Annotated in this window: 10 protein-coding genes; 2 read left to right on the top strand and 8 right to left on the bottom strand. The window is 39.8% G+C overall.

The annotated features are described in order from the left end of the window. Window positions 1-380: 380 nt before the first annotated feature. Window positions 381-1577 carry an MFS transporter gene (locus tag HT730_RS07215; RefSeq protein WP_173307203.1) on the bottom strand — a complete coding sequence of 399 codons (1197 nt, stop codon included), beginning with the start codon at window positions 1575-1577 and terminating at the stop codon, window positions 381-383. 428 nt (window positions 1578-2005) lie between these two features. Between HT730_RS07215 and HT730_RS07210 the strand changes: the two genes are divergently transcribed. Continuing rightward, entirely contained in the window at window positions 2006-2554 is a 549-nt protein-coding gene (locus HT730_RS07210) for an NADPH-dependent FMN reductase (protein ID WP_173307202.1), read from the top strand. A 132-nt stretch (window positions 2555-2686) separates the two neighbouring features. Here the strand turns inward: HT730_RS07210 and yaaA are convergent, their stop codons facing one another. The 7 genes from yaaA to HT730_RS10545 all read right to left on the bottom strand — a co-directional run bounded on the left by yaaA (window position 2687) and on the right by HT730_RS10545 (window position 11322). Further along, window positions 2687-3415 carry a peroxide stress protein YaaA gene (gene yaaA, locus HT730_RS07205; protein WP_173307201.1) on the bottom strand — a complete coding sequence of 243 codons (729 nt, stop codon included), beginning with the start codon at window positions 3413-3415 and terminating at the stop codon, window positions 2687-2689. 229 nt (window positions 3416-3644) lie between these two features. Beyond that, entirely contained in the window at window positions 3645-3809 is a 165-nt protein-coding gene (locus tag HT730_RS07200; protein WP_173307205.1) for a YczI family protein, read from the bottom strand. Between the two features lie 64 nt (window positions 3810-3873). Continuing rightward, window positions 3874-5469, bottom strand: a complete 1596-nt coding sequence (locus tag HT730_RS07195; protein ID WP_173307200.1) for a hypothetical protein — start codon at window positions 5467-5469, stop codon at window positions 3874-3876. An 11-nt stretch (window positions 5470-5480) separates the two neighbouring features. Further along, window positions 5481-5891, bottom strand: a complete 411-nt coding sequence (locus tag HT730_RS07190) for a peptide deformylase (protein ID WP_173307199.1) — start codon at window positions 5889-5891, stop codon at window positions 5481-5483. A gap of 113 nt (window positions 5892-6004) precedes the next feature. Continuing rightward, window positions 6005-8701: a cation-translocating P-type ATPase gene (locus tag HT730_RS07185; RefSeq protein ID WP_173307198.1), complete on the bottom strand. Its 2697-nt coding sequence runs from the start codon at window positions 8699-8701 to the stop codon at window positions 6005-6007. A 238-nt stretch (window positions 8702-8939) separates the two neighbouring features. Beyond that, the gene (locus HT730_RS07180) at window positions 8940-9911 is read right to left on the bottom strand and encodes a glycosyltransferase family 2 protein (RefSeq protein WP_173307197.1); all 972 of its coding nucleotides are present in this window, start codon (window positions 9909-9911) and stop codon (window positions 8940-8942) included. A 1-nt stretch (window position 9912) separates the two neighbouring features. After that, complete coding sequence (locus tag HT730_RS10545) at window positions 9913-11322, bottom strand: hypothetical protein (RefSeq protein WP_240151476.1); 1410 nt, start codon at window positions 11320-11322, stop codon at window positions 9913-9915. A gap of 184 nt (window positions 11323-11506) precedes the next feature. On the opposite strand from HT730_RS10545, the gene mntE reads away from it, so the two are divergent. Continuing rightward, the gene (mntE, locus tag HT730_RS07170) at window positions 11507-12691 is read left to right on the top strand and encodes a CDF family manganese efflux transporter MntE (protein ID WP_173307196.1); all 1185 of its coding nucleotides are present in this window, start codon (window positions 11507-11509) and stop codon (window positions 12689-12691) included. Window positions 12692-12711: the final 20 nt, after the last annotated feature.

The raw sequence follows: 12711 nt of genomic DNA, 5'->3' as shown, positions 1-12711 counted from the left end.
TAATAGTTTAATTGAATTTAAATGAGTTTGGGAATACTATCCAAGCTCATTTTTTCTCAGACTGCAAGCAGTTCATCAATAAGAATTATACTCTTCGAAAATCTCTTCAAACCACGTCAGCGTCTCCTTGCCGTAGGTATATGTTACTGACTTCGTCAGTTCTATCTACAACCTCAAAACAGTGTTTTGAGCAACCTGCGGCTTGCTTCCTAGTTTGCTCTTTGATTTTCATTGAGTATAAGAAACCAATTCTATTTCTTCCTTCAAAGCAAACAGGTTTTTCCTATTTAAAACCGAGCAAGAAAAGTAAAGACAGCTCCAAAATCAACCTATTAAAAAACTTGAGCTTTGGCACTCAAGTTTTTAGAAGTTCTTTTAATCTATGGTATTATTTTATCATCTATTCTTTTAGCCATTTTTCCTAAAAATACAGGCAGTAGAAGGCCAACCATGACTAAAAAGGATCCTAGATAAAGAAATGTTACCACAAAGCCTAAATTGTCAATCAACCAGCCTGTCAGTGGGAAGAAGACAATCATACTCAGGCTAAACATCATAGAGTAGACACTCAGCATGGTTGCCCTTACTTCGCTTGGGAGCCGCTCTTGCAAATCATTGTCAAAAATCGGCTGAAAAAGAGCATATAGAGCATTACTAATCAAATAGATCAAAATATAGATTAGAGGTGTTCCAAAGTAGGACAGCAGGTAGGTAACTCCAGTCAGCAGGACGAGGACAGGGAAAAGCTTCAAGGCAGCATAGTTCTTTCCAATCCTACTCGCTAGATAGACTGCGACGATATTCAAGAGACTTCCAAGTAGCATAACTGCTGAAATTTGCCAACCACTTAAATCTGGTAACTGATTTTGATAGTAAAAATAAAACATGCACATGAGTACTCCGACAATCTGAGACAAAATCATCCAGTTGAACAGCATGGGATTTCGCTTCAACTCATCCTTAACAGTCCAAATAATCTGTTTCATGGTCACACTATCAGCTTTTTCTAGCTTGACACTAGGTTCTTTCAGCATCCAAATCAGGAAAAGAACTATGATAGAAGTCGCAATCATGATATAGTAGGTCAGGTGCAATTGACCATGGACAAAAAATCCCGCCAACACTGTCCCCAAAGACCGAGTTCCTTCTGACACTCCTGATAGAAAACTTGAAATGGATAGATAACGCTCCTTTAGTCCAGCCTCTACAGCCGAGTCATAGACCATTGCTGCGCTTGTTCCCGAATCAAAATTATAAGACAAGGCACTCACCGCCATAGCTAGTGCATAAATCCAAAAATTTCCCTGCCCAGCCAACATGAGAATAGAAGACACAATCCCTGCTATTCGACTTAAATAAAGATTGGTCTTATAGGAATAGCGGTCAGCTAACATACCAGATGGAATTTCACAGAGAAGACTGGTCGTATGAAAAATACTCTCCAGAAGTCCAATCTGCCAAAGAGACATTCCGTTTTGACTGAGAAAGAGAATCCAAAAACTGGTAATCCCTAAAAATGCAAAAAACTCAACTCCGGCCATCAGGCCAATATTTTTCCGATAATTTCTTATTAACATCTTTTCTCCTTTAACAAGTGTATTATTATTTCTTTTGTCCGTCACTTGTTAATCTGTGCTTTACATGATCTCCACCCCTTTTTAGAAGCATCTTCAATGCCATTATTGTTCCTTTAATGATTTATGAAATGATACCGGAAAATAGCTGTTCTGCGGTTTCTATTGCGAGTTTTCTTGTTTATTTTAGCACTTATGTCATCATATTACAAGAGAATATAGGAACAATCGCACTTTATTTCTTCCTTCAAAGCAAACCAGAATCCAAAAAACAGTTCTTACTTTTCCAGTGGCAACTGACCAGAGCTTCTGTAATTTTATAATTTTCAAATAAACTCTGAGCAAATTTCTTGCAAGTCCTTTTGTTTTGTTGTAATATATTTCATAACAACGAGAGAGCTCTCGGAAATTTAAGAAAAAGGAGACACATCATGTCTAAAAAAGTATTATTTATCGTCGGATCACTACGTCAAGGTTCTTTCAACCACCAAATGGCGCTCGAAGCTGAGAAAGCACTTGCTGGTAAAGCAGAAGTTAGCTACCTTGATTATTCAGGCCTTCCTCTCTTCAGCCAAGATTTAGAAGTTCCAACTCATCCAGCTGTAGCTGCTGCTCGTGAAGCAGTTCTCGCTGCTGATGCCATCTGGATCTTCTCTCCAGTCTACAACTTCTCTATCCCTGGTACAGTGAAGAACTTGCTTGACTGGCTATCTCGTGCCCTTGACTTGTCTGATACACGCAGCTCTTCTGCCCTTCAAGACAAGTTTGTCACAGTATCATCTGTAGCCAATGCAGGTCACGATCAACTCTTCGCTATTTACAAAGACCTCTTGCCATTTATCCGTACGCAAATCGTTGGTGATTTCACTGCTGCACGTGTTAATGACTCTGCTTGGGCAGACGGAAAATTGGTTCTCGAAGAAACAGTCCTAAACTCACTTGAAAAACAAGCGGAAGACTTAGTCGAAGCTATCAAGTAACTAAAGTAACTAACATAATAAAAGCGAACAAGACTACTTTTCTGACACTCAGAAGACTAGCTTGTTCGCTTTTTTTCTCATTTATAAACTAAAATAGCTGATGATACATATTGTCCAATACAAAATATCTTTTCATACTTCCTTTACAAAAACCAATTCCTGTGGCTGTGACAGGTCTTCTCGGTAGTTAAATCCTGCAAAGCTTAAGCGGCGAGCTTCCTCAACCGTCTGTACTTGATTTTCTATCAGGGCTGTCAGGAAGGCACCACGCGCTTTCTTGGAAATGGTTGAGTGAATTTTCAGCTGACCACCTCTATCCTCCATGAATTTGAAGGTCACCATCTTTTCTCTGATTTCCTTAGAAAACACAGTCTCAAACTCGGATGACAATAGAGAGAAAATCACTTCTTCCTGCTTCAGAGCTCCATCATAGGCTGTCTTCCAATGGCTCTTCAAAGTCTTACCAGCGACTTTTAATTTCATCAAAAAGTCCAAACGGTGAGGTGCCATAGGTGACAAGGCTGGAACGACTCCGTACAAAGCCGAAGTGATGAAGACATGATTTTCAAGATAGGCTTGTTCTACCTCGGTCAATTTGTCTCGCTTGATGTAGCGGTACATAAGCCCATCAAATAGATTCAAGGCTGGGTAGTGTTGAGCAGTTTGCCTTTTCAAAGCTTGAATATGTTGAAATTCTGCCGCAGCTTTCTCGGCTGAAACTTTGTAAAAACTCTCCAATTGACTAGCAGAATAGAGAGCCAAGGCATCCAGCACAGCTTGACTTTCTGGTCTTAAAGGATTTGCCTCGATACTCGGCAAGTCTGTGTTCATTTCTTTTGCTGTTGGGATTAAAATTTTCATATTGATAGTGTAGCATATTTTTTGGCCACTACCAAGAAATTCATCTGATACTCAATGAAAATCAAAGAACAAACTAGGAAACTAGCCGCAGGTTGCTCAAAGCACAGCTTTGAGGTTGCAGATAAGACTGACGAAGTCAGTCTCATATATACGGCAAGGCGAAGCTGACGCGGTTTGAAGAGATTTTCGAAGAGTATGAAAAACCTCGGTTTGACCGAGGCTTCTCTATTTATTTTGGCCATCCTAACCAGATAGCTACGAGAACAAGGGATATGCCAGCTAAGCTTGTTAAGATAGATAAGAATTTATCTTTTTTCTCCTTGAACTGAGAAAAACCTATCTTCAAAGCGAGCAGTCCGAGTAGCATTGAAGCAAGCATCAAATAAAAACCCATTTGTTTGTCCTCCATTAATCTTAATTTACCTTATTATAACATATATTTCTTAAATAAAGCTAATTTACTGAATTTTAAAGGTCTTGAGATAGTTATCTTTACCTACTTGACCTTCGAAGGTTTTACCATTTTCAAGGTAAGGAAGGTCATCTGATACAGAGGCCTTGACCTTGTAAATCTTCCCATCAACTTTAAAGAAGTAGACGGTGTCGCCCTTGATAACAGCTGATTTGAGGTCTGCTACCACTCCCTTGATACTTTCAGTTGTTGCATTGTCAATCTCAAGGTCGTTTTTATTGGCATACTTGCTGAGCAGTTCTTCTACTGTCGTGGCTACGATAACATTTTGGTACTCAACTGCGTCTACCAGGGCGTACTCTTTGACCAAACCAGCATTGTCCTTCAAGCCCATGATGTAGAGAGGCTTGTCATTGAGATTGATGAGGATTGGGAAGGTTGCCTTGTAGGATTTCTCCTGAACAGCACCTTCGGCTGATTCACGGGCTGATTCTTCGGTCGCAGAAGCCAAGCTATACTTAGTGATTTCTCCTGTTCGCATATTTTCTAGGATGAAACCAAGATTACTTTCATCTGCATTGGCCGATGTCACGCCTGTGTAGAGGTAGATGTCATTACCGATAGACAAATAATTATATCCCTTGGTAGTTTGGGTCACGTTTTTCTTGGAAATCATGGCATTCCAGAAACCGTCCTTGTACTTACCATTGTAGTTGATTTGCTCGATCGTTTCCTCAGCTGGATAAACCCTGTCCACCCACTCTGGAACATCTGCCAAGCTGTATTCTTTGGTTTCTCCATTTGTGGCGTCCAAGATAATGACTGAAACAGGACGAGGAACCGCCAGCCCAAATTGCTTTTGGTAAACTGTAGCCACATAGAAAGGATTGCCCTCATCGTCCACCTCAAAAGATGGAGTCTTGAAGATTTTAGTTGGGTACTTCAAGCGCAGGTGACGCTTGACATCACGGTTAAAATACTCCGAGTCAGAATACTTGATTGGTGTCTTCAAGTCCACCAAATCGGCATTTCCAGTTACCATGTCCACCTTGATATATTCGCCAATTCCCTTGGCTTGATTGTTAAACCACTTGATAGGATCTGCGTATTCTAGTGGCGTAACTCGATAAGGCTTCCCATCAATCGTCAATTGGGTATAGGTGTCTGCCGCTACGTACTGCGACACCTTATCTGTTAGGGAACCCAAGTAGCGGTCTCCAATTTTTTCAGCAGTGCTTCTATCTAGGATAGGAACTTTACTGGTGTCACTCTTAGGAAATTCAGTAAAGTCTTTTTCCGTAACCGTGACTACATTGGCATAATTTTTAGCCTGAAAAATGCTGGAAGTCACCAAGGAAACCAAGGCTGCTAAGAGAAGAATTCCTCCAATCGAAGCTAAAAGAACTTTCCCTAACCGATTGATTTTGAAACCCTCAAGATTTAAGGCAGCTTCCGCCTTGCCGTGGCGCACATGAACCGTTTTGACAAGGTTTATCCCCTTACCAAAGCCAAATAAGATTGCCACAACTAACAAATGCCCACAGAGGAAGAAGAGAAATTCCCAGCTGGTCAGGTTAAGGGGCGGTAAAAAGATATACCAGGTCGTTGCGATAAAAATAAGTTCAAAGATTATCCGTTTCATTTGCTTTCCTCCTAAATGATTCGTCCTTCCAAGTGATCCAGTTCATGCTGGCATATCTGAGCTGGGAAGCCTGTCAAGGTAATGGTCTGTTCCTGCCACTTGCTGTCACGATAGGACACCCTTATGGTTTCATAGCGGGTCGTCGGTCGAACCCCAGCCAAGGACAAACATCCTTCTTCTGTCTCATAAGCTCCTTCAAAGGACAGGAGCACTGGATTAAACATGACCACAGGAACCAAGCCAAGATTAAAAATAATCACGCGCTTCTGCGCCCCAATCATATTGGCAGCCAGACCGACACAGGTCTCACGATTTGCTAAGAGTGTATCCTGCAAATCTCTGGCAAGATAAAGGTCTTCCTGACTTGCTGGCTGAGATACCTGAGATAAAAACAAAATATCCTTCACAATTTTCTTTTCCACTTCCTCACACTCCTCTTGTTTTTTACTATATTATAGCAATTATAGCACAAAAGCCGATAACTGCAAGCCCTTTCCCTCAACTGTAGCAAAAAGCCATCCGAAGATGACTTTTTTTAAATCGCATTCTTGTCAAAACCGAGTTTGCGTTGAATAAACTTAACAATTTCGACAATAATAATCATTGAGAAACTTCCAGCCATGACAATTCCCCATTGTGACAAGTCTAGTTTGGTTACGTGGAAGATTCCTTCAAGTGGTTCTACGACGATAGTTGCCATGAGAAGGATGAAGGATACCAAGATAGACCAGTTAAAGGTCTTAGACTTGAATGGTCCAACTGTCAAGATGGACTGGTAAACAGATTTGACATTGTAGGCATGGAAGAGCTGAATCAAACCAAGGGTTGCAAAGGCCATAGTAAGGGCATCCGCATGAATGGCATGATTGTCACCCACGTGAACTGGGTAAAGAAGGGCAAGACCATAAACACTCATAACAATAGCTGCTTGGAGTACACCTTGATAGATGATAGAACTCAAAACACCACCTGAGAAGAAGCTTGCCTTGCGTCCACGTGGTTTATGGTTCATGACACCAGGCTCAGCTGGCTCAACACCTAGAGCGATAGCTGGGAAAGTATCGGTTACCAAGTTGATCCACAAAAGATGAACTGGCTGCAAGACATCCCAACCAAAGAGGGTTGATAGGAAAATAGTTAATACTTCAGCAGTATTGGCAGAAAGTAGATACTGAATAGTCTTTTGAATGTTTGAGAAGACCTTACGTCCTTCTTCCACTGCGACGATGATAGTCGCAAAGTTATCATCTGCAAGAATCATGTCAGAAGCCCCCTTAGAAACCTCTGTACCAGTGATTCCCATACCGATACCGATATCGGCTGTTTTCAGAGCTGGCGCGTCATTGACACCATCACCTGTCATGGCAACGACCTTACCTTGTTTTTGCCAAGCCTTGACGATACGAACCTTGTGTTCTGGAGATACACGGGCATAAACAGAGTATTGACCAACTACTTTTTCAAAGTCTTCATCTGACAGTTCGTTGAGCTCAGCACCAGTTAAAACGTGGTCTTCTGTATCATTTGCATCAATGATTCCCAAACGTTTGGCAATAGCTTCTGCAGTGTCTTGGTGGTCACCTGTAATCATAATTGGACGGATTCCAGCATCCTTAGCCACACGAACAGCCTCAGCTGCCTCAGGACGTTCAGGGTCAATCATCCCAATCAAACCAGTAAAAATTAAATCATTTTCAAGCTCTTCAGAAGTCAGGTTTTCTGGAATGCTGTCAATAATCTTATAAGCACCTGCTAGGACACGCAAGGCTTGATGAGCCATTTCAGAATTGTTTGTATGAATGAGGTTTGTAACCTTCTCATCAATCGGAGCAATATCCCCAGCTTTGTCACGAAGAACACAACGTTTCAAGAGTTGGTCTGGCGCACCCTTGACTGCTACAAGGAATTTACCATCTGGCAATGGGTGAACTGTTGACATAAGCTTACGGTCAGAGTCAAATGGCAACTCAGCTACACGAGGATATTTCTCTAAAAATCCTTTGACATCGTAGCCTTTATCCAAGGCATATTGGATAAAGGCTGTTTCGGTTGGGTCACCAATCAGGTTGCCTTCCACATCTATTTTCGTATCATTGGCCAAGACAACTGAACGAAGTAGTGGCATTTCAAGACCTAGTTCAATATCATCAGCTGAGTCATGTAGGACTGCATCGTAGAAGACTTTTTCGACTGTCATCTTGTTCATAGTCAGCGTACCAGTCTTATCAGAAGCGATGATTTCAGTTGAACCAAGTGTTTCAACTGCTGGCAACTTACGAACGATGGAATGGCGTTTGGCCAAAACTTGAGTACCAAGGGAAAGAACGATGGTAACGATAGCAGGAAGTCCTTCTGGAATGGCTGCAACGGCAAGAGCAACAGAAGTCAACAACTCACCAAGTGGACTTTTGCCTTGAATGAAAACACCGACTACAAAAGTAACAAGGGCAATGACCAAGATAGCATAGGTCAAGACCTTAGAAAGGTTGTTCAAGTTTTGTTTGAGTGGTGTATCCGTCTCATCCGCATCTTGAAGCATGCCAGCAATATGACCAACTTCCGTGTACATCCCTGTATTGACAACAACACCAAGACCACGACCATAAGTCACATTTGAGTTTTGGAAGGCCATATTGACACGGTCACCAATACCAGCATCTGCAGCAAGTTCAACTGTCAAGTCTTTTTCAACTGGCACAGACTCACCTGTCAGGGCAGCTTCTTCGATTTTAAGAGAGTTGGCTTCTAGCAAACGTAAGTCTGCTGGTACCACGTCACCTGCTTCGAGAGCGACGATATCGCCTGGTACTAATTCTTTAGAATCAATCTCCGCCATATGACCATCACGAAGAACGCGGGCAGCTGGACTAGACATGGATTTGAGGGCTTCGATAGCTTCTTCTGCTTTTCCTTCTTGGTAAACACCAAAGGCAGCGTTGATGATAACCACGGCTAGGATGATAATGGCATCTGCGATATCTTCCCCACCAGAAGTCACGACTGACAAGATGGCTGCCGCAACTAGGATGATAATCATCAAATCCTTAAATTGCTCGATGAATTTGACCAGGATTGATCGTTTCTCGCCTTCTTCGAGTTCATTGTGGCCAAATTCAGCAAGGCGCTTTTCCGCCTCACTTGATGACAAACCTTGCTCGGTCGCATCTACAGCATTCAAGACCTCTTCAGGACTCTGAGTGTAAAACGCTTGGCGTTTTTGTTCTTTTGACATGTGTCTCCTCCTTGACATTGTGTGCAAAACAGACTCTCTTTTCCCTCATCGCATCTTTTCACGACAAACAAAAAGAGACCTGTTAATCATAACAAGTCTCGCTGTTTAAGATAGGGCCGGAAAGCATACTTTTCAGTATAAAATTCGGAATGACGACACTATCACAGGTTTCTGCCAGCTACTCCCTTGAGTAGTACTATTATACCAAATTTTGAAAAATTTTCAAAGAGTAAAGATTCTATAAAATTCTATCCTTATCAAAAGTACGTTCACTGATAATATATCTAGGACGACGTTTCGTTTCTAGGTAAATCTTTCCAATATACTCACCAATTACTCCCAAACTAATCAATTGTACTCCACCAAGTAAACTAACTATTGCATAGGTGCTTGCCCAACCAGCCACAACCGAACCAGCAAACTTGCTCCATAAAACCCAAATAATCAATAGAAAGCTAAAGAATGACGTCAAAACACCAAGACTTGTAATCAAACGAATCGGTTTGATTGATAAACTGGTAATACCATCCATAGCCAAACCAAGCATTTTAGATAGTGGATAGTGGCTCTCACCAGCAATTCGTTCATGGCGCTTATATGAAACATAAGAATATTTAAAACCAACTAAGGGCATTAAACCTCGAAGAAAAAGATTAACTTCAGTGAATTTTTCTAATTCTTTCAAGAATCTTTTAGACACCAATCGATAGTCTGCATGATTGAAAACAACTTCTGCCCCAAATAGGCGCAGCACTTTATAAAAACCTTCGGCTGTAATTCGTTTAAAAGCAGAGTCCGTATCACGATTATCCCGTACACCGTATACAATTTCAGAACCACTTTTATACTCAGAAATCATCTTATCCATGCAATTAATATCATCTTGTCCATCAGCATCAATGGTAATGACTATATCAGCAAACTGAATAGCTTCATACATCCCTGCAAGGACACTACTTTGATGACCTCTGTTACGACTTTGTGATACTCCAACTACAGAAGGGATGGATTTAGCATAACTTTCTATCAGTTCCCAAGTCCGATCCTTACTCCCATCATTTACATACATGATTTTACTAAGAGGATGGATTTCTTCTTTCTTTACCAATTGTTCAATTTTTTCAACGAACATTGGATTAGTATGTGGTAGGACCTGCTCTTCGTTATAACATGGAACAACTATATATAAAATTGGCTTTTGTCTACTCATGCTATTCTCCTCCTTTTCTATAAATCATAGCCGTATCAATCTGTTTTTCTAAGTGATAATTTACTTTAATATAATCCTTTATAAAAGAGTCAGTTCTCTTACCATAATCCCATTCAGTATCAAATACAATATAGATAGGAGGATTTTCTTGTATAGATTTTTTAAACTCATCAATAATAACTCGATCATCTGTCACAGCTGGGATGAAGAAAAATTTTGTACTAGCTAGCCGTTCACTATACAAATAAATTGTTCCATTTTGACGGTGTGTATAAATTCGGTCATCCATCGACGTATTTTTCTCTATATAGCTAGCAACGCGTTGCTGTTTCTCAGATCTATTCAGATATCTTGTATTCATACTTTTCATGATGGATTTTACATCATTCTGATATACAATAATAAATCCTAAGAATAAGACAAAAAATACTTGAAAAGACATTTTCTTGGATATGCTATGAAATAAATAGGAAATATATGGAATCAAAATCGGGAGCATTACTAAAATGTAATGACCATAGCTTCTTTTTGAGATAAGAGCCAGAAGTAAACAAACAACAAAAACAAAATGATAGAAGATTGATTTTATTCCAAATTTCTTCCATAGTGGTATCAAGGAAAATAACATCAATAAATTAAGACTTAAGAGATTTGTTTGAGAAATGTACCATCTGATAATCTCATACATCGAAACGTTATTAGACTCTGTAGTATAAATAAAATTAATTCCAATCGACTGGTATACCATTTCAAAAAAGATGCCCTTTGATAACAGATATAGGCACAAAGGGATAGTTGGTATTAATACTCCAACGAAAAATAATCCTATCAAAGAAAACAATTCCCTATATGTTTTCTTTAGTATAAAATCAATCAATACATAAATACAAAATACTAGCCAAATCCCTATCATATTTGCTTTCGTAAAAAATACAATAGCGAAAAATGCACCTGATACTACGATATCATTTTTGCTGAAATCATTTTGTATAAATAATTTTAAAAAAATGTATAATGAATAAGCCAAAAAAGGTAAAATAAAACCTTCTAAACTCCAGCCACCATCAAAAAAATACTCATAAATTATAAAGATAATTGCTAAAGTTAAAATTGTTTGCTTATTCCCAGTAAATAACCTTGAAATCTTATAGCTAACTATAAAGAATAGAAATGTGCAAAATAGGTATAAAAATTTAATTCCTAACGCACCACCAATAAGATATCCTAGGTAGTTCAGTAAAAAAACAACTGGCCCCTTATGATCAAATAGGTCTGCATACATCAATTCTCCTCGATTCATTGCATACCCAAAATATTCAAAAATACTAGCATCTGAAAACGGTATTCCTTGTTTGACATTTGTTACCATCGAGAACCAGACTAAAACAGTAAAGAGTAAAGAAATACTCATTACTAAAATACTCATTTTTTTCAATTTTATTTACCTCAACTTTTCACTTTATCAGTCTATCATATTTCCTAAAAAAAAAAAGTATTTTCTGCTTTGTATTTTATTAGTTTTATCCATCCTATTTGAATTTTCTCTTGAAAACCAGTATAATGGTAGAATGCTATGTGACTGGAAAGGAAGTTGAATGAAGCAATCTATCTCAAATCTCAAGTTAGCTGAACGTGGGGCCATTATCAGTATTTCGACCTATTTGATCTTGTCTGCAGCCAAATTGGCTACTGGCCATCTTCTTCATTCATCCAGTTTGGTGGCCGATGGTTTTAACAACGTGTCGGACATCATTGGAAATGTGGCCCTCTTGATAGGGATTCGGATGGCGCGCCAGCCTGCAGACCGGGACCACCGTTTTGGTCATTGGAAGATTGAAGATTTGGCTAGCTTGATCACTTCTATTATCATGTTCTATGTTGGTTTTGATGTGCTGAGGGACACCATTCAAAAGATTATCAGTCGTGAAGAAACGGTCATTGATCCTCTTGGTGCAACTCTGGGAATCATTTCTGCAGCGATTATGTTTGTGGTCTATCTCTACAATACTCGCCTCAGTAAGAAATCCAATTCCAAGGCACTAAAGGCTGCCGCCAAGGACAATCTTTCTGACGCTGTCACCTCACTTGGTACTACTATTGCTATCCTAGCTAGCAATTTCAATTATCCCATTGTGGATAAACTGGTTGCCATTATCATCACTTTCTTTATCTTGAAGACTGCCTATGATATCTTCATCGAGTCTTCCTTTAGTCTTTCAGATGGCTTCGATGACCGTCTGCTTGAAGACTACCAAAAGGCTATCATGGAAATTCCCAAGATCAGCAAGGTTAAGTCGCAAAGAGGTCGCACCTACGGTAGCAACATTTACCTAGATATTACACTAGAAATGAATCCTGACTTGTCTGTTTTTGAGAGTCATGAAATCGCGGACCAAGTCGAGTCTATGCTGGAGGAACGTTTTGGAGTCTTTGATACCGATGTCCATATCGAGCCAGCACCAATTCCTGAGGATGAGATTTTAGACAATGTCTATAAAAAATTGCTAATGCGTGAGCAATTGATTGACCAGGGAAATCAACTGGAAGAACTCTTGGCTGACGATTTTGTTTATATTCGCCAAGATGGAGAGCAGATGGATAAAGGGGCCTATAAAGCCGAAAAAGAATTGAATTCTGCTATCAAGGACATCCAAATCACTTCCATCAGTCAAAAGACCAAACTCATCTGCTATGAGTTAGATGGCATCGTCCATACCAGTATCTGGCGTCGCCACGAAACTTGGCAAAATATTTTTCATCAAGAAACCAAAAAAGAATAGAGAAATCCTGTCATGAGACG

The organism is Streptococcus sp. k-628 (assembly GCF_013277475.1).
Taxonomy (GTDB): domain Bacteria; phylum Bacillota; class Bacilli; order Lactobacillales; family Streptococcaceae; genus Streptococcus.
Note: the sequence above shows the minus strand (reverse complement) of the source record. Positions and strands in the feature narration are given on the sequence as shown.